At 68.0% G+C, this 18,215-nt stretch carries 18 protein-coding genes; 16 read left to right on the forward strand and 2 right to left on the reverse strand.

The features are described 5' to 3' along the window. Positions 1–13 precede the first annotated feature (13 nt). Positions 14–2,566, forward strand: coding sequence for an Rne/Rng family ribonuclease (locus ABD648_RS00870; RefSeq protein ID WP_282216860.1), 2,553 nt, complete (start codon positions 14–16; stop codon positions 2,564–2,566). On the opposite strand, the gene ABD648_RS00875 is transcribed toward ABD648_RS00870, so the two are convergent. Continuing rightward, a complete protein-coding gene (locus ABD648_RS00875; RefSeq protein ID WP_282216861.1) occupies positions 2,528–2,797 on the reverse strand; it encodes a DUF4031 domain-containing protein in 270 nt (89 codons plus the stop codon). The genes ABD648_RS00870 and ABD648_RS00875 overlap by 39 nt on opposite strands. Positions 2,798–3,010: 213 nt before the next feature. Here ABD648_RS00875 and rplU point away from each other — a divergent pair, with 213 nt between their 5' ends. The 10 genes from rplU to ABD648_RS00925 all read left to right on the forward strand — a co-directional run bounded on the left by rplU (position 3,011) and on the right by ABD648_RS00925 (position 10,463). After that, entirely contained in the window at positions 3,011–3,319 is a 309-nt protein-coding gene (gene rplU / locus ABD648_RS00880; RefSeq protein WP_046012653.1) for a 50S ribosomal protein L21, read from the forward strand. An 18-nt stretch (positions 3,320–3,337) separates the two neighbouring features. Beyond that, complete coding sequence (gene rpmA / locus ABD648_RS00885; RefSeq protein ID WP_028501603.1) at positions 3,338–3,595, forward strand: 50S ribosomal protein L27; 258 nt, start codon at positions 3,338–3,340, stop codon at positions 3,593–3,595. Between the two features lie 114 nt (positions 3,596–3,709). After that, on the forward strand, positions 3,710–5,209 hold the full coding sequence (gene obgE, locus ABD648_RS00890; RefSeq protein WP_282216862.1) for a GTPase ObgE: 1,500 nt from the start codon (positions 3,710–3,712) through the stop codon (positions 5,207–5,209). Next, complete coding sequence (gene proB / locus ABD648_RS00895) at positions 5,206–5,991, forward strand: glutamate 5-kinase (RefSeq protein WP_282216863.1); 786 nt, start codon at positions 5,206–5,208, stop codon at positions 5,989–5,991. The genes obgE and proB overlap by 4 nt, the downstream gene beginning before the upstream one ends. Positions 5,992–6,000: 9 nt before the next feature. Next, positions 6,001–7,254: a glutamate-5-semialdehyde dehydrogenase gene (locus tag ABD648_RS00900; protein ID WP_282216864.1), complete on the forward strand. Its 1,254-nt coding sequence runs from the start codon at positions 6,001–6,003 to the stop codon at positions 7,252–7,254. A gap of 65 nt (positions 7,255–7,319) precedes the next feature. Continuing rightward, positions 7,320–7,544, forward strand: coding sequence for a hypothetical protein (locus ABD648_RS00905; protein WP_136056449.1), 225 nt, complete (start codon positions 7,320–7,322; stop codon positions 7,542–7,544). A gap of 7 nt (positions 7,545–7,551) precedes the next feature. After that, a complete protein-coding gene (gene nadD / locus ABD648_RS00910) occupies positions 7,552–8,157 on the forward strand; it encodes a nicotinate-nucleotide adenylyltransferase (RefSeq protein ID WP_282216865.1) in 606 nt (201 codons plus the stop codon). Next, positions 8,154–9,392 carry a hypothetical protein gene (locus ABD648_RS00915; protein ID WP_282216866.1) on the forward strand — a complete coding sequence of 413 codons (1,239 nt, stop codon included), beginning with the start codon at positions 8,154–8,156 and terminating at the stop codon, positions 9,390–9,392. The genes nadD and ABD648_RS00915 overlap by 4 nt, the downstream gene beginning before the upstream one ends. Beyond that, positions 9,392–9,772, forward strand: coding sequence for a ribosome silencing factor (gene rsfS, locus ABD648_RS00920; protein ID WP_282216867.1), 381 nt, complete (start codon positions 9,392–9,394; stop codon positions 9,770–9,772). Before ABD648_RS00915 ends, rsfS begins: the two co-directional genes overlap by 1 nt. Position 9,773: 1 nt before the next feature. After that, positions 9,774–10,463 carry an SDR family oxidoreductase gene (locus ABD648_RS00925; RefSeq protein ID WP_282216868.1) on the forward strand — a complete coding sequence of 230 codons (690 nt, stop codon included), beginning with the start codon at positions 9,774–9,776 and terminating at the stop codon, positions 10,461–10,463. Positions 10,464–10,469: 6 nt separating this feature from the next. Here the strand turns inward: ABD648_RS00925 and ABD648_RS00930 are convergent, their stop codons facing one another. Continuing rightward, on the reverse strand, positions 10,470–12,137 hold the full coding sequence (locus ABD648_RS00930) for a dipeptide ABC transporter ATP-binding protein (RefSeq protein WP_282216869.1): 1,668 nt from the start codon (positions 12,135–12,137) through the stop codon (positions 10,470–10,472). Positions 12,138–12,294: 157 nt separating this feature from the next. Between ABD648_RS00930 and ABD648_RS00935 the strand changes: the two genes are divergently transcribed. From ABD648_RS00935 to ABD648_RS00955, 5 genes are read left to right on the forward strand one after another with little or no spacing between them, the layout of a single operon-like run. Further along, positions 12,295–13,503 carry a dipeptidase gene (locus tag ABD648_RS00935; protein WP_282216870.1) on the forward strand — a complete coding sequence of 403 codons (1,209 nt, stop codon included), beginning with the start codon at positions 12,295–12,297 and terminating at the stop codon, positions 13,501–13,503. Beyond that, positions 13,503–15,122, forward strand: a complete 1,620-nt coding sequence (locus tag ABD648_RS00940) for an ABC transporter substrate-binding protein (RefSeq protein ID WP_282216871.1) — start codon at positions 13,503–13,505, stop codon at positions 15,120–15,122. The genes ABD648_RS00935 and ABD648_RS00940 overlap by 1 nt, the downstream gene beginning before the upstream one ends. 29 nt (positions 15,123–15,151) lie before the next feature. Continuing rightward, positions 15,152–16,114, forward strand: coding sequence for an ABC transporter permease (locus ABD648_RS00945; protein WP_282216872.1), 963 nt, complete (start codon positions 15,152–15,154; stop codon positions 16,112–16,114). After that, the gene (locus tag ABD648_RS00950) at positions 16,111–17,010 is read left to right on the forward strand and encodes an ABC transporter permease (protein ID WP_282216873.1); all 900 of its coding nucleotides are present in this window, start codon (positions 16,111–16,113) and stop codon (positions 17,008–17,010) included. Before ABD648_RS00945 ends, ABD648_RS00950 begins: the two co-directional genes overlap by 4 nt. 9 nt (positions 17,011–17,019) lie before the next feature. Further along, complete coding sequence (locus ABD648_RS00955) at positions 17,020–18,198, forward strand: M24 family metallopeptidase (RefSeq protein ID WP_282216874.1); 1,179 nt, start codon at positions 17,020–17,022, stop codon at positions 18,196–18,198. The last annotated feature ends 17 nt before the right edge of the window (positions 18,199–18,215 follow it).

The raw sequence follows: 18,215 nt of genomic DNA on the forward strand, positions 1-18,215 counted from the left end.
GAGCAAGCCAGAGATGGCCGATGAGAACAATGACAACAACGTCCCTACCCTCGACACCTCGGCTGACGCCGCGGAGTCGCTGACGGAGCCGACGGCGCCTGACGCCGACGCCCCGATCATCGATTCCGAAGCGGTCGCCGTCGCGCTCGCGGAGGCAGAGATCGCCGCGGACGCGGGCGACGCGGGAGCATCCGCTCCGGGCGTCGAGGAGACGTCGGTCGCCGACGCGACGCCGGTCACCGACGAAGCGGATGCCGTCGAGGCGCCGGAAGGCGACGCCGAGGTCATCGCCGAGGCGCTGGTCGCCTCCAGCCTCGAGATCGAGTCCGACGTGACGCCTGCGGATGACGCGGCGCCGTCGGCCGAGCCGGAGTCGACCGACGAGTCCGAGCAGACGGACGAGTCCGCGACGAAGGAGCCCGAGGCTCCTGCTCCTGTCACCGCGGTGTCGCTGGGCCTGCTGCCCGAGGTGTTCGTCTCCCAGGTCTCCACCCAGTTGCACTTCTACGCACCCGAGGTCATTCCGCTCCCGGCCCGCAACGAGCGGCCCGAGCGCAGCGAGCGCATCTTCGACCGCATCGCCGACCGCGACCAGGACGAGCCGGCATCCGCACGTCGCGGCCGTCGTCGCCGTGGCGGGTCCGACGGAGACGACCAGCGCGAGCAGCGGGACGAGCCTCGTCAGCGTCAGCGCGTCGTCGAGTACATCACCGAGCCGAAGGCCATCAAGGGCTCCACCCGCCTCGAGGCGAAGAAGCAGCGCCGTCGCGACGGGCGCGACGCCGGTCGTCGTCGCCCGGTGGTGACCGAGGCCGAGTTCCTCGCCCGGCGCGAGTCGGTCGATCGCAAGATGGTCGTCCGCGCCAAGAACGGGCGCACGCAGATCGGCGTCCTCGAGGACGGCGTCCTCGTCGAGCACTACGTCGCCCGCAACCAGGATGCGTCGCTGATCGGCAACGTGTACCTCGGCCGCGTGCAGAACGTTCTTCCCAGCATGGAAGCCGCGTTCGTCGACATCGGCCGTGGCCGCAACGCGGTGCTGTACTCCGGCGAGGTCGACTGGGACGGCGTCGAGACCGGCAACCAGCCGCGTCGCATCGAGCTCGCCCTCAAGCCGGGCGATCGCGTGCTGGTGCAGGTCACCAAGGACCCGATCGGCCACAAGGGTGCTCGCCTCACCAGCCAGATCTCGCTTCCCGGGCGCTACCTCGTGTACGTGCCGGGCGGGTCGATGAACGGCATCAGCCGCAAGCTGCCCGACAACGAGCGCGCCCGTCTCAAGCGCATCCTCAAGGAGGTGCTGCCGGAGTCCTCCGGCGTGATCGTCCGCACCGCGGCCGAGGGGGCCACCGAGGACCAGCTCACGCGCGACGTGCAGCGTCTCACCGCGCAGTGGGAGCACATCCGCAAGCAGGTCGAGAACCAGCAGGCGCCCGCCCTCCTGCACGCCGAGCCCGACCTGCTCGTCAAGATCGTCCGCGACGTCTTCAACGAGGACTTCACGAAGATGCTCATCCAGGGCGACGAGTCGCAGCAGACCATCCGCGCCTACCTCGAGAGCGTCGCCCCCGACCTGCTCGAGCGGGTCGAGGCCTACGAGGATGAGACCGACCCCTTCGACGCGTTCCGCATCACGGAGCAGATCGAGAAGGCGCTGGACCGCAAGGTCTGGCTGCCCTCCGGCGGCTCGCTCGTGATCGACCGCACCGAGGCCATGACCGTCGTCGACGTCAACACCGGCAAGTTCGTCGGCTCGGGAGGAAACCTCGAGGAGACGGTCACCAAGAACAACCTCGAGGCCGCCGAGGAGATCGTCCGCCAGCTGCGTCTGCGCGACATCGGCGGCATCATCGTCGTCGACTTCATCGACATGGTCCTCGAGTCCAACCGCGACCTCGTGCTGCGCCGCCTGATCGAGTGCCTCAGCCGCGACCGGACGAAGCACCAGGTCGCCGAGGTCACCTCGCTCGGACTCGTGCAGATGACCCGTAAGAAGCTCGGGCTCGGCCTGCTGGAGACGTTCAGCGAGGCATGCGAGGTCTGCGCGGGCCGCGGTGTCATCGTGCACCACGACCCCGTGGTCAAGCACCGCTCCAACGGCAACGACCGCAGCAACGGGAACGGGAACGGCAACAGCCAGGGCAACCGTCGCCAGCGCGGTGGGGGCAACAGCCAGAGCCAGAGCGCTCCGCCGGCGCCGAACGTCACGCACAGCATCCCCGAGGGGGCCAAGTCCGCGCTCGCGCAGATCGCCGCGTCGACCCTCGCACCGAGCCTCGAGCCGGTCGAGATCGCCGCGGATGCCGGGTCCGCCGAGGCTGCGCAGGGCGCTGCTCCCGAGCGCGCCAAGAAGCCCAGGAAGAAGCGCGGCTCCGACCGCAAGGCGCCCAAGTCGCCAGCGGAAGCGCTGCTCGACTCGGTTCTCGACGCGCTGCCGGAGCCCAAGGCTCCCGGTCAGGGCCGAGGACGTCGTCGCGTCAGCACCGCCGCGCTCACCGGTACCCCGGTGTCGGTCAACAACGACTCGTCAGCGGCGCCGGTCGCGGCCGCGGACTCGGAGTCCTGAGGCGATCAGTCGTCGCACCAGCTCTTTTCCCTCGACGTGCTCGGCACCCCCGGCGATGAGCCGGGGGACCAGGTCGGCGGGAACGTCGTAATGGTCCAGGTCGAACGCGCGTGCGGGCACGTCGTGCGCCTTCGCGAAGGCGTGCAGCTCGTCGAGATCCGCATCGCTGACCAGGTGCGCCCACAGGCGTCCGTGCGCAGGCCAGAGCGGGTCGTCGACGAGTACGGTCATCCCGCAAGCCTATGACTCGGACACGCCACCCGGCTCGCTTTGCGACACCGTCCCGCATCCGGTAAAGTAGTCCCTTGGTGCGTATGCCGTCCCGTCCTCGTCGGTCGGAGCGGAGAGCCTTGCTTTCGCACTCGTCGTCCTGCGACGCATGCAAGCAACAGTCTTCCCGTGAGATTCTCGGAGCCGCGTGCTCCCCAACGAAACAGGTATGAAGTGGTTTACGCAGTAGTGCGCGCCGGTGGGCGGCAGGAGAAGGTCGAGGTCGGCACGATCGTTCAGCTCGACCGTGTCAAGGCTGCCCAGGGCGAGAAGATCGAGCTTGCCGCTGTGCTGCTCGTCGACGGCGCCACGGTGACCACCGACGCTGACAAGCTGGCGAAGGTCAAGGTCACCGCCGAGGTCATCGGCAACCTCCGCGGCCCGAAGATCATCATCCAGAAGTACAAGAACAAGACCGGTTACAAGAAGCGTCAGGGCCACCGCCAGGAGCTCACGCGCGTCAAGATCACCGGCATCAAGTAAGCCAGAGGGGACTAGGACATGGCACATAAAAAGGGCGCAAGCTCCACCCGTAACGGTCGTGACTCCAACGCTCAGCGCCTCGGCGTGAAGCGCTTCGGCGGTCAGCAGGTCCTCGCCGGCGAGATCATCGTCCGCCAGCGCGGCACGCACTTCCACCCCGGCGTCAACGTCGGCCGTGGTGGCGACGACACGCTGTTCGCTCTGGCCGCCGGTGCGGTCCAGTTCGGCGCGAAGGGCGGCCGCAAGGTCGTCAACATCGTCGCCGCTGCTGAGTGATCACAGCGCGACACTAGTCATCCGGACGGGGCGGGCTTCGGCTCGCCCCGTCCGTGTATCTGCCCGCCGGGACTTCGGCGGGCGGCACAGAACCAAACAGGAGGAGATCGAGACATGGTCACGTTCGTCGACACCGTGACACTGCACCTGCGTGCGGGCAAGGGCGGCAACGGCTGTGTCTCGGTGCACCGCGAGAAGTTCAAGCCTCTCGGAGGTCCGGACGGCGGGAACGGCGGTGACGGCGGCGACGTCGTGCTGGTCGCCGACCCGCAGACCGGCACCCTGCTGTCGTACCACCACTCGCCCCATCGCAGCTCGGGCAACGGCGGACCCGGCATGGGCGATCACCGCTCCGGATTCCTGGGCGAGACGCTCGAGCTCCCGGTCCCCGTCGGCACCGTCGTGAAGAACACCGCCGGCGAGGTCCTGATCGACATGGTCGAGCCGGGGGAGCGCTTCGTCGTCGCCGCCGGCGGTCAGGGCGGTCTCGGGAACGCGGCCCTCGCTACGACGAAGCGCAAGGCGCCCGGGTTCGCGCTCCTCGGCACTCCCGGGTACGAGGGCGATGTCGTCCTCGAGTTGAAGACCGTCGCCGACATCGCTCTGGTGGGCTACCCGTCCGCCGGCAAGTCGAGCCTGATCGGTGCCATCTCGGCCGCCCGGCCCAAGATCGCCGACTACCCGTTCACCACGTTGCACCCGAACCTCGGCGTCGTGCAGTCGGAGAACTTCCGCTACACGGTCGCCGACGTCCCCGGCCTCATCGAAGGCGCGAGCGAGGGACGCGGACTGGGTCTGGAGTTCCTGCGCCACGTCGAGCGCTGCACCGCGCTGCTGCACGTGCTCGACTGCGCCACGCTCGAGCCCGGCCGCGACCCGATCTCCGACCTCGACATCATCCTCGCCGAGCTCGCCGCGTACGAGGTGCCCGAGGGACAGACGCCTCTGCTCGAGCGTCCGCAGATCATCGCCCTGAACAAGATCGACGTGCCCGAGGCGCGCGACCTCGCCGAGATGGTCCGCCCCGACCTCGAGGCACGCGGATTCCGCGTGTTCGAGATCTCCACGGTCTCGCACGAAGGACTCCGCCCGCTCACCCTGGCTCTCGGCGAGCTGGTCGAGAAGCACAAGGCCGAGGCTGTCATCGCGACTCCGAAGGAGCGGGTCGTCATCCGCCCGCGCGGGTCGAAGAAGGACTTCTCGATCCGGGTCGAGGGCGGCACGTACGGCAACATCTACCGCGTCCTCGGCGACAAGCCGGTGCGCTGGGTGCAGCAGACCGACTTCCAGAACGAAGAGGCCGTCGGATACCTGGCCGATCGCCTCGACAAGCTGGGCGTCGAGCTTGAGCTCTTCCGCGTCGGCGCCGTGCAGGGATCGACCGTCGTGATCGGCGAGGGCGACAGCATCGTGTTCGACTGGGAGCCGACGATGAACTCCGCCGCCGAGCTGATGGCCGCGCCCCGAGGAACCGACCCGCGTCTCGCGCCGAACGAGCGTCGCACGACGACGGAACGTCGCGCCACGTACTACGAGCGCATGGATGCCAAGGCCGCTGCTCGTGCGGAGGTGGAGGCTCAGCGCCTCGCGGCTTACCGCGAGGACGGCGAGTGACCGCACGCACCCGCGCCGACCTCGCGACGGCGTCTCGCATCGTCGTGAAGGTGGGATCCTCGTCGGTCAGCGGCGAGTCCTCCTGGCGGATCCCCGTGCTGGTCGAGGCCCTCGCCGCCGCACACGCTCGCGGCGCGGAGGTCGTGCTGGTCTCGTCGGGTGCGATCGCCACCGGCATCCCCTTCCTGCGCCTCGATGCTCGTCCGACGGATCTGGCGACGCAGCAGGCCGCGGCCGCGGTCGGGCAGAACATCCTCGTGTACCGGTACCAGGAGTCGCTGCGTCCCTTCGACATCGTCGCGGGACAGGTGCTGCTCACCACGGGCGACCTGGAGAACCCGACGTCGCGCTCGAACGCCCGCCGCGCGATGGAGCGTCTGCTCGGCCTGCGCATCCTGCCGATCGTCAACGAGAACGACACCGTGGCGACGCAGGAGATCCGCTTCGGTGACAACGATCGGCTCGGTGCCCTCGTCGCCCAGCTGATCGAGGCGGACGCCCTCATCCTGCTGAGCGACATCGAGTCGCTCTACACGAAGCCCCCGTCCGATCCCGGAGCGGAGCCGATCGACATCGTCGCACCGGATGCCGACCTCACCGGGCTCGAGTTCGGCGCGACGGTCGTGAACAGCGTCGGGACCGGGGGAGCGGCGACCAAGGTCTCCGCCGCACGCCTTGCCGCGGCATCCGGCATCGGCGTCCTGGTGACCAGCGCCGACCTCGTCGACAAGGCCCTCGCCGGCGCTGAAATAGGGACCTGGTTCGAACCGGCCATCTCCTAAACTGGGCGGATGACCGACCAGACCCCGCAGGTGCGCCTGGAGCGCGCCAAAGAGGCGTCTCGCGCCACCGCAGCCCTCACCAGCGACGACAAGGTGCGCGCTCTCGAGGCGATCGCCGTGGCTCTCGAGCAGAACAGTGCCCGCATCATCGAGGCGAACGCACGCGACATCGCACGCGGGCGCGAGGACGGCATCGGCGAGTCGCTCATCGACCGTCTGCGGCTCGATGAGAAGCGCGTCGCGGCTCTCGCCGCTGCGGTGCGTCAGGTGTCCTCCCTTCCGGATCCGGTCGGCCGTGTCGTGGGCGGGCACCGCATGCCGAACGGTGTGGCTCTGGAGCAGGTGCGCGTGCCGTTCGGCGTGGTCGGAGCGATCTACGAGGCCCGTCCCAACGTGACGGTCGACATCGCGGCTCTGGCGCTGCGGTCGGGCAACGCGGTCGTGCTGCGCGGCGGGAGCGCCGCGCGCGAGTCCAACACGGTGCTGGTCGAGGTCATGCGCGACGCACTCGAGGGCGCGGGAGTCACCGCCGAGGCGATCCAGACCGTCGACGACTTCGGTCGCGACGGCGCGAAGGCGCTCATGAACGGCCGTGGCTACATCGATGTCCTCGTCCCGCGCGGAAGCGCCGGGCTGATCGAGACCGTGGTCACCGAGTCGACGGTCCCGGTGATCGAGACCGGAGCGGGCAACGTCCACATCCTGCTCGACGAGACCGCGCCCGACGACTGGGCGCGCGACATCGTCGTGAACGCCAAGGTGCAGCGTCCGAGCGTGTGCAACGCGGTGGAGACGGTCCTCGTGCACCGGCAGGCGGCCCCGCGGCTCATCCCGCTGGTCGCCAGCGCGCTGCAGAGCGAAGGCGTCGCGATCCACGGCGACGATATCGTCGCCGGTCTCGTCTCGAATGTGATCCCCGCCACCGAGGAGGACTGGGCGACGGAGTACCTGAGCCTCGACATCGCGATGAAGGTCGTCGATTCGCTCGATGAGGCCCTCGATCACATCCGCCGCTACAGCACGGGCCACACCGAGTCGATCGTCACGACGGATGCGCGTAACGCGGAGCGGTTCCTCGCGGAGGTCGACTCCGCCGTGGTGATGGCCAACGCCTCGACCCGTTTCACCGACGGAGGCGAGTTCGGATTCGGTGCGGAGGTCGGCATCTCGACGCAGAAGCTGCACGCTCGCGGCCCGATGGGGCTCTCCGAGCTGACCAGCACGAAGTGGCTCGCGCGTGGATCGGGTCAGACCCGCGGCTGAGGGCTAGACTGGGGGACGCTGTCCCGCTCAGGATCCCGAAGAGCACGCCACGAAACGGAGTCACGATGAACCTCGTCGCACAGATCGCGATGGCCGCCGCCGAAACAGAGCATCACGGCAACGTCCAGCTCGAGACGCTGATCTTCGGGGTCATCGCCATCATCGTCTTCGCCTTCCTGGCTCTGGTGACCCTGTCGTACAAGAACGTCGCCAACCGTCATTCCGCGAAGGCTGAGGCCTGGGCCGCGAAGCACGGCAAGGACGGACACGAGGCAGGACACGGCCACTAGGCCCTTCATGAATGCTGCTGCGACCACGCGCACCCCGCGCATCGGCGTGATGGGCGGAACGTTCGACCCCATCCATCATGGCCACCTGGTCGCCGCGAGCGAGGTCGCGCACTCCTTCGATCTCGACGAGGTGGTGTTCGTCCCGACCGGCCATCCGTGGCAGAAGTCCGACGTCACCCCCAGCGAGCACCGCTATCTGATGACGGTGATCGCCACGGCATCCAACCCGCAGTTCACGGTCAGCAGGGTCGACATCAATCGTGAGGGACCGACCTACACGATCGACACGCTCCGCGATCTGAAGCGCGATCGGCCCGATGCGGAGCTGTTCTTCATCACCGGAGCGGATGCCGTAGCGCAAATTCTCAGTTGGAGGGACCATGATGAGTTGTGGGAGTTGGCCCACTTCGTCGCGGTCTCTCGCCCAGGACACGTCCTGAGCACCGACGGCCTCCCGAGCGACAACGTCAGCCAACTGGAGGTACCGGCACTGTCGATCTCATCGACGGTCTGCCGTGAACGCGTTCGCGACGATCAGCCGGTCTGGTACCTGGTCCCCGACGGAGTCGTTCAGTACATCGCGAAGCATCATCTGTATCGGAGCAAGGCATGAGTACTTCGGATCAGCAGGATCACGGTCCGCTGACGCGCAAGCAGCTGCGGGAGATCCGCCTGACGGGTTCCACGCCCGTGATCACCCCGGAAGAGGCGGCGGCAGCGGCCGAGACGGCCCCGCCCGCGCCGCCCCTGCCCCGCGCCTCGGAGCCGGTGGAGATCCCTCCCGCCCCCGACGCTGTCGATGATGCGGGCGTCCCGCTGACGCGTCGCCAGGTCCGCGAGCAGGAGCGGATCAAGACCGGTGCTGTTCCCGTGGGCGAAGAGCATGCCCCTGTCCAGGATCAGGCGCCCGCGACGCCCGAGGTCATCGAGCCTGAGGTCGTCGAGCCTGAAGCTGTCGAAGCTGAGGTCGTCGAGCCGGAAGTCAGCGCTCCTGAGACGGTCGAGCCGCAGGCCCCAGAATTCGCCATGCCGACCCCGGCGCCGGCGTCGTCGGGCATCGTCTCCGGCGTCCCCGACTTCTCCGCTCCCGCCCCGGCCGACACGGCGGGCGACGACGATGACATCGACGACGAGATCGTCGTCGAGCCGGTCCGGGCCTCCGAGGCGTCCGATTCCGTGGGGGCCGTACCGCTCGAGGTCATCGAGGAACCGGCGGACGCCGACCGGCAGGACGACGTGGCCGCCGTCCTCGGCCTCTCAGCGGACAGCAGCGACCCCACGACCGACGATGTGCTCGCCGATGTCGAGGACGCCGATGACGATGACGTCGCCGCGGATCCTCGCCCGACCGTCAACCCCGCTTTCGGCGAGGGCGTGCTGGCGGATGCTCCCGACGTGCATGCACCGTTCCGCCCCTCGTTCGACGAGCTGCTCACGGTGGGCGACTCCACCGGTTCGCAGCACTCCGCACCGAACGCGCTGATCTTCACCCCGTCGCCGGGGGAGGGATCGCTCTCCGGTCCCGTCGCCTCGACGGGTGAGATCCTGGTGACCGGGTCATACGAGCTCCCGAAGGGCCTCGGCTCGCAGGGCCACGCGCACGGGACCACCGACGGCAAGGACGTCGACGCAGTGCTCATCGACGGCGAGCTGCCGCCGGCATCATCTCCGACTCCGATCGCCGCGAGCTCCGCGGTCAGCACCATCAAGCCCGCCGGCGAGGTCATCCGCCCGCCGGCTCCCGAAAAGGGCAACCGACTCTTGCTCATCCTGGCCATCGTCGCCGGAGGTCTCGCCCTCGCGGTGGGAACCGCCGTCATCGTCGCCTTCTCAACGAATGTGTTCTGATGCAATCACCTGAAACCGCCGAAGAGATGCTGAGTCTCGCCGCACAAGCCGCCATCGACAAGGGTGGTGAGGACCTCGTCGCGCTCAACGTGTCGGAGCCGCTGCCGCTCGTCGACATCTTCCTTCTCGTCACCGGGAACAGCGAGCGCAACGTCGCCGCGATCGCCGATGAGATCGAGGACCGGCTGATCGAATCGGGCCATAAGCGCGTCCGCCGAGAGGGTCGTGCGGAGGCACGCTGGGTTCTCCTCGACTTCGGCGACCTGATCGTTCACGTCTTCCACCAGGAGGAGCGGGTCTACTACGGCCTCGAGCGCCTCTGGAAGGACTGCCCCGTCGTCCCGATCGACGTCGCCGAGCCGGCTGCGGATCGTCCCTGACGTGCAGACGCACCTGATCACCGGTGCGGGCTCCGGCATCGGCGCTGTCCTCGCCCGCCGGCTGCTCGATCGCGGAGACCAGGTCGTCGCGGTCGCGAGAGACCTCGGTCGCGCCCGTGAGATCGTGGCAGAGCTTCCCGGTGTCTCGACGCTGGTGGCGGACCTCGCGAATCCTGGCCGCATCTCCTGGGCGCTCTCGAAGCAGAACCTGCCGGAGCGCATCGACTCTGTCCTGCACGTGGCGGGTGTCGTCGACCTCGGCACGGTGGCCGACCTTCCGCCGGCGCTGTGGGAGCAGCAGCTGGCAGTGAACCTCGTCGCACCTGCCGAGCTCACGCGGCTCCTCCTCCCGGTGCTGCGCGTGTCACGCGGACAGGTGGTGTTCGTCAACTCGGGCGCCGGTCTGCATGCACACGCCGGGTGGTCGGCCTACGCCGCCTCGAAGCACGGGCTCAAGGCGCTGGCCGACGCCCTGCGGGCGGAAGAAGCCGAGCACGGTGTGCGCGTCACCTCGATCTTCCCCGGACGCACGGCCACGCCGATGCAGGAACGCGTGCATCAGCAGGAGGGCAGCGATTACGTGCCCGAGCGTTTCATCAGCGCGGATGCCGTCGCGACGACCATCCTCACGGCGCTCGATCTGCCGCGTGATGCGCAGATCACGGATCTGACGGTGCGCCCCGGCGTCTGAGCCGGGTCACGCCGTCAGGCGCGTCCTCCGCGACAGCATCCCGCGCTCTGCGCGCGTCTGCGGAGGGATCGCCGAAAGCAGCGACCGCGTGTACGGATGCGTGGGATTCCGGTAGACCTCTTCCGTGGCGCCGATCTCGACCATGTGGCCCAGATACATCACGGCGACGCGGTCGGCGATGTGCCGCACGAGCGAGAGATCGTGCGCGATGAAGACGATGGACATCCCGAGGCGCTCCCGCAGATCGCAGAGCAGGTCGATGATCTGCGCGCGGATCGACACATCGAGCGCGGAGACCGGCTCGTCGCACACCAGCACGTCGGGGTCGAGGGCGAGAGCACGGGCGATGCCGATGCGCTGGCGCTGACCGCCGGAGAACTGATGGGGGAAGCGCGAGGCCATCTCCGGGGTGAGTCCCACGAGTTCGAGCAGCTCTGCGACGCGGTCGCGCCGGCTGGACGGACTCCCGGTCCGTGTGGCGGCGAGAGGCTCGGCGATGATCTGCTGGACGGTCATCCTCGGATTCAGCGACATGTACGGGTCTTGGAAGACCATCTGCACGCCGCGACGGAGGATCCTGCGATCGCGCAGCCGTCCTCGCGTCACGTCCTCGTCGCGGTAGCGCAGGGTGCCGGCGTCGGGGGAGTCCAGGCCGACCAGCATGCGCGCCAGGGTCGACTTGCCGCTCCCGGACTCTCCGACGATCGCGAGGATCTCGCCGCTGCGCAACTGGAGGTCGACGCCGGCCACGGCAGCCACGCGGTGCGCGCGACGCCCGCTGCCGGAGCGGAAGGTGCGCTCGAGGCCGCGGCCGTCGAGGATCGGGGTGGAGCCGTCGTCCTCGACAGCAGCACTCACGTCCTGCGGCACGGCGTTCAGCAGCTGCAGGGTGTACGGATGCTGGGGTCGGGTGAGGACATCGTCGGCTCTGCCTGCTTCGACGATGCGCCCCGTGCGCATGACGGCGACATGATCAGCGACCTCCATCACGACGCCGAGGTCGTGGGTGATGAGCAACATGCCCATGCCGAGTCGATCGCGCAGCGAGAGCAGCAGGTCGAGGATCTGCGCCTGGACAGTGACGTCGAGCGCCGTCGTCGGCTCGTCGGCGATGATGAGGTCGGGTTCGAGTGCGATCGCCATCGCGATGAGGATGCGCTGACGCTGGCCGCCCGAGAACTGATGCGCGTAATCATGCACGCGCTTCTCCGGGGTGGGGATCCCGACGAGCGTCAGGAGCTCGACGGCGCGCGCCAGAGCTGCGCGCCGGCTGTCTGGCCGGTGGGCGCGGATGAGGTCGACGATCTGATCGCCGATGCTGACCACCGGATTCAGGGCGGAGAGTGCATCCTGCATCACGAGACTGACTTTGACGCCACGCAGACGGCGGTGCTGCTCGGGGGAGAGGGCGAGCAGGTCGGTGGAGCCGAGCGTCATGCTCGTCGCCTCGACGTCACCGTTGTCGATCAGGCCCATGATCGCGCGGGCCGTCATGGACTTGCCGGACCCGGACTCGCCGAGCAGGGCGAAGACCTCGCCTTTGCGCACCGTGATGTCGATGTCGTCGACGACACGGTTCGGACGCCCGTCCGTGGACAGCGTGACTGTGAGCCCGCGGACGTCGAGGACGACGCCGTTCTCCGGCGGTGACGTGTTCTCCATGCTTGCCATCATGCCAGGAGCGTACCTCTGAATTGTTTCGAACAGGAAACATCTCAGCCGAATTTGTTCAACAAGGTTGACATTTGCGCCGAAATCATCGAGATTCGAGAAATCTCCCACGCGTCGATCGGGAGAGGCATCCGCATCACCGAACCGAAGGAGCGCATTCGTGCTCGAAGAAGCAGACCGCTACAGCGGCTACACCGCCTACGACTACCTCGAAGCAGGCAAGGACTACCGCGAGTTCCGCTACGCGAAGCAGATCGGCCGCGTGCCGGCATACGAGGGACTCGAGCTCAGCGACACCCAGAAGGAGCGCACCGAGCGCCTGTTGCGCGAGGAGACCGTCATCTCCCTGCACGAGCATGTGCAGGTGTTCCCCGAGGACATGGGCGAGCTCCGCGACCACATCCGCCAGGGCCGCGAACCCACCGGCTACCAGGGGCTGGCGCGCTCTGGTCTCACCGCCGTCTTCGACAACGGCATGGACGGCACCTGCTGCATCTCCAGCGACGCCGGCTGGAAGTATCAGGACGTGCTCTTCGACCTCGGCGTGCGCATGGCCGACCTCGCGCACCAGGACTTCGTCATCAAGGCCGAGTCGATCAAGGACATCCGTTATGCGGCGGAGACCGGTCGAGTTGCCCACGTCTTCGCACTCGAAGCGTCGACGATGATCGAGAACGAGGTCGATCGCCTGGACGTGCTGTACGGTTTCGGCGTGCGCCAGATGGGCATCGCCTACTCGGAGGCGAACATGCTGGGCGGCGGCCTCAAGGAGCGCGGCGACGGCGGCCTGACGTACTTCGGCGAGCGCGCGGTCGAGCGCATGAACAAGCTCGGCATCGCGATCGACATCTCCCACTCGGGCGACCAGACGTGCCTCGACGTGATCGCGCACTCCCAGAAGCCGGTGTTCATCACGCACGCCGGTGCGCGCGGCCTGTGGCCGACGAACCGCATGAAGACCGACGAGACCATCATCGAGTGCGCGAAGCGCGGCGGCGTGATCGGCATCGAGGCGGCGCCGCACACGACGATCTCGCCGCAGCATCCGAAGCACTCGCTGGAATCCGTGATGGACCACTTCCAGTACTGCGTCGACCTGGTCGGTCTCGAGCACGTGAGCTTCGGTCCGGACACGCTCTTCGGCGACCACGTCGGATTGCACGACGCCTTCTCGTCGAACCTGTCTCTCGGCCAGGCGCACGCCAACGTCGAGTACGAGAAGCAGCCGTACGTCGACGGCATCGAGAATCCGGCCGAGGCGTTCTACAACATCATCGGCTGGCTTGTGAAGCACGACTACTCCGACGACGAGATCCGCGCCGTCGTCGGTGGGAACACCATGCGCGTACTCGAGGAGGTTTGGGTCTGATGAAGCACAGCAAGTACCTCGCACTCGGCGCCGCCGCGGCTCTCGCCGTCGGTCTCGCCGCGTGCGCCCCTACGGCTCCGGAGCCGGGCGAGACATCCGGAAGCACCGGTCCGAGCGATGAGACGCTCAGCATCGGCACGACGACCGACGTCGTGAACTTCAACCCGGTGCTCGGAAACAGCCGGACCGACTCCTGGATCACGAACCTGATGTATCCGCACCTGCTGAGCATCAGCGAGGACGGCACCAAGGAGGCCCACGTGGCCACCGACTGGGGCTACGTGGACGACACGACCGGGTTCTACGAGATCCGCGACGACCTCACGTGGAGCGACGGCGAGCCGCTCACCGCCGAGGACGTCGCCTGGACCCTGAACGCGGTCAAGCGCGATCAGGCGCCCGGGACGTTCTTCGGGCAGCTGGGCAACCTCGACACCGCGACCGCGGTCTCGGACACCCGCGTCGAGCTCACACTCACGCAGCCGGACTCGTCGATCATCGAGGAGATCGGATTCTGGGGCGTCGTCGTCCCGAAGCACGTCTTCGACCCGAAGGGCTCGATCGCCGAGTTCGCGAACGACGGCAGCGACGGCGGCTGGGTCGGCATGGGCCCGTTCGTCCTGAGCGACTTCCAGGTCGGCCAGCACTACACGCTCGAGCGTGTCGAGGACTACCCCCTCGTCGAGGGCGGCGTGCCCGGCCCCGCCGAGGTCGTCTACCGCGTGTACCCCGACGTCAACACCGAGATCCTCGCGCTGCAGAGCGGCGAGATCGACGTGATCGCGAACGCCCTTCCGCCGGCGCAGGTCGAACAGCTCAGCAGCACCGACGGGCTGCAGGTCATCGAAGCGGCCGGACTCGGCTACGCGCACCTCGTGTACAACATGGAGAAGCCGGACCTCGCGAAGACCGAAGTGCGTCAGGCCCTGGCGCATGCGGTGGACTACGACGCGATCCGGACGGTGGTGCTGCAGGATCAGGCCGTCTCGACCGGGTCCAGTGCGCTGATGCCGGTGCTCGCGAAGTACTACGACGACTCGGTGAAGGAATACGAGTTCGATCCCGAGAAGGCGCGCTCTCTCATGGAGGACGCCGGATACACGGCGGATGCCGGCGGCAACTTCCCGGTCTCGTTCCGCCTGATCTACTCGCTGCAGGACAGCGTCACCAGCCAGTGGGCGCAGATGGTGAAGGACTCCGCGGCCGAGGCGGGCATCACGATCGAGCTCCAGGGCACCGAGCGGAACACGTACCTCTCGATGACCAGCGAAGGGGATTACGACATCTATGCGGGCAACTTCGCCATCATGGACGACCCGGTGACGAACTTCGCCCTGTCGTACCTGCCGGGTGGAGCGATCAACTACACGCACGTCGACGACCCCGAGCTGAACGCCCTGATCGAGGAGGGCATGGTCACCTTCGACGAGGACGAGAAGATCTCGATCATGCGCGACGCGAACAAGATCGTGCACGAGCAGGTCTACGACAACATCATGTACACGCAGAACCTGTTCTTCGCCGCCAGCGATGAATGGGCCGGCTTCATCTCGAAGCCGAGCGAGCTGCTCTCGATCGTGAACCCGCTCTCGCTCGCGAGCGCGCACCCGGTCGAATAACCACTGAAATCTCGAGGAAGGTCGCCCGGGTGTCCCGAGCATCGTTCATTCTCCGTCGCGCAGGTCGAGGTCTGCTCACGATCTGGTTCGCCGTGACCGTGACGTTCCTGCTCCTGCGGCTGCTTCCCGGTGACCCGGCGCTCGCGCTGGCGAGCCCGAACATGACGGACGACATCCGGGCGACCATCCTCGAGCAGTACGGGCTCGACCAGCCCCTGATCGTGCAGTACGGCCTCTACATGTGGCAGCTGGTCCAGGGGAACCTCGGGATCTCGTTCACGCAGTCGATCCCTGTGCTCGACGTGCTCCTGCAGCGGCTGCCCTGGACGCTGCTGCTGACGCTCACGGCTCTGGCGCTGACGATCATCATCGGCATCCCGCTCGGAGTCGCGGCCGCCTCGCACAAGGGACGATTCATCGACCGGGCGGTGCAGATCGTCGGGGTCACGGGACAGTCCCTGTTCGTTCCGAGCGTGGCGATCCTGCTCCTGTTCGTCTTCGGGCTGAACCTCGGCTGGTTCCCGATCGGCGGCGCGTACACGAACAACACCTACGGTCTCGAGTGGTACCTCAGCGTCGCCCAGCACCTCGTGCTCCCGGCCGTCTCGCTCATGCTGATCCAGGTCGGCTCCTACGTGCTCACCATGCGCTCGACGCTCATCGAGACGCTCGGCGAGGACTACATCCTCCTCGCCAAGGCCAACGGGCTGCGCGGCCGGCGCATCCTCTGGAAGCACGCGCTCCGCAACGCCCTGCTGCCGACGACCACCCTGATCGGCCTGCAGCTCGGCTTCCTCGTCGGCGGGGCGGTGCTCACCGAGACGGTGTTCGCCTACCCGGGCATCGGCCGTGGCATCTACGAAGCGGTCACGCAACTCGACTTCCCGGTGCTGCAGGGTGCCTTCCTGATGCTCGCCACCACGGTCGTGGTCGCGAACACCGCCACCGACATCATCTACGGCTACCTGGACCCGAGAGTGAAGACCTCATGACCGCGCCGCTCCCTTCCTCCGTTCCCCTCGCTCCCAGCGAGCCAGCCGCTGTCGGCAGCGAGCGCGCCGGTGCGCACACCTGGCGGGCGTTCCGTCGCGACCCGCTCGGAATGATCTCGCTCGGGCTGCTGATCCTGCTCGTGATCGTCGCGCTCGCGGCGCCGCTGATCGCACCGTATCCGGCCAGTTACGGACCCGACGTGCTGCGGCCACCGAGCGGCGACCACTGGTTCGGGACCGACGCGCTCGGTCGCGACGTGTTCGCCGAGGTCATCTGGGGCACACAGCAGAGCGTGCTCGTCGCGGTCGCAGCATCGGTGATCGCGATCGTGTTCGGCACGATCATAGCGGTGATCGGCGCCTATTTCCGCAAGCTCGACAGCATCATCAGCGTGATCGTCGACATGACGCTCTCGCTGCCCGTGCTGCCGCTCATGATCCTGATCGCCGCGCTCGTGGGTCCCAGCACCTCGACGATCATCTTCGTCGTCGCGGCGTTCTCCTGGCCCGAGGTCACGCGCCTCGTGCGCTCTCAGGCGCTCACGGTGGTCGGTCTGCCGTACGTCGACGCGTCGCGGCTCATGACGACATCGCCGCTGTGGATCATCTCGCGGCACGTCCTCCCTGCGGTCACCCCGGTGGTGGTCGTTTCGGTCGTGGTGACGGCGTCGCGCGCCGTGCTCTCCGCCGCGGGCCTCGCCTTCCTCGGTCTGGGGGATCCGACCACGTGGTCGTGGGGGCGCATCCTCTACGAGGCGCAGCAGGCGGGTGCGATGGTGAGCGCGTGGTGGTTGACGCTCTTCCCGTCCATCGCGATCCTGGTCCTCGTGCTCTCGGCGACGCTCCTGTCGATCGCGTACAACGACGCGCGCAACCCGCGCCATCTCGCCCGCTAGGAGGCCGACATGACCGTGTTCGACCAGCGTCTCGACCCCGCGTTCTTCGACCGGGTGCAGGCCCGTGTGCGCGATCGTATGGCGGAGGAGGGCTTCGACGCCTTCCTGACCGACCACCCGGAGGACATCGCCTATCTCACCGGGTTCTTCCACCACCCGTCGGAGCGGCCGGTGGCGATCTGGATCGAGGCCGGCGGGCGGGTCGTGATGCTCCTGCCGGAGCTCGAGCGGGAGTACGCACAGTCGCAGTCGGCGCGCGCCGAACTGGTGGCGTTCTTCGAGTTCCCCGGTATCGTGTCGCCGTTCGCGGTGCTCGCGACAGCAGTGGCGCCGAGGGGCCGGGTCGGCTTCGCCTCGACCATGCCCTACGAGCGCCTCGCTGCCGCGCGGGCCGCGATGAGCGGTGCGGAGCTCGTCGGGTCCGACCTTCTCACCCGAGCCCGCTACGTGAAGTTCCCCGAGGAGGTCGCCCTGCACCGCGAGGCGGCGCGCATCACCGATCGGATGCTGGACGCGGGCGTGCAGCTCGTCTCCGACGCGGTCGCCGCCGGCGGCGACCTGCCCACCGAGGCCGAGCTCGAGCGTCACGTGACGTCGACGGGCACCGCCCTGATGTACGCGGAGCACCGCAACGTGGTCGTCGCCTCGCTGCTCGCGGGCGGACTGGTCTACTCCGGGGCGAACTCCGCTTTCCCCCACGGTCTGCCCTCCGTCAACCGGCTGAAAGCGGGAGACACCTTCATGCTCTCGCTCGGTTGCGCGGTCGGCGGACGCTTCATCGAGGGCGAGCGCACGTTCGTGCTGGGGGAGCCGACCCCCGACCAGCGCCGCTATCACGACACGATCCGTGCCGCCCAGCAGCTCGGCCGCGAGACGATCCGGGCGGGGCTCGAATGCCGCGAGGCCAACCGCCTCTGCCTCGATGTGATCCGCGAGGCGGGACTCGGCGAGTTCATCCGCCACCGTCAGGGGCACGGCATCGGCCTCGGCATGCATGAGGCGCCGTGGCTGGAGGACGGCGACGCCACCGTGCTCGAGGCGGGCATGGTCGTGTCGAACGAACCCGGCATCTACGTGCCGGGCCACGCGGGCTACCGCATCAGCGACAGCATGCTCGTGACAGACGACGGCGCTGAGGCGCTCACGACCTTCCCCCGCGGTCTCGACGACTGCACCATCGCGCTCTGACGCATCCGATCTCGAGA

The sequence above is a fragment of the Microbacterium luteolum genome, assembly GCF_039533965.1.
Lineage (GTDB): Bacteria > Actinomycetota > Actinomycetes > Actinomycetales > Microbacteriaceae > Microbacterium > Microbacterium luteolum.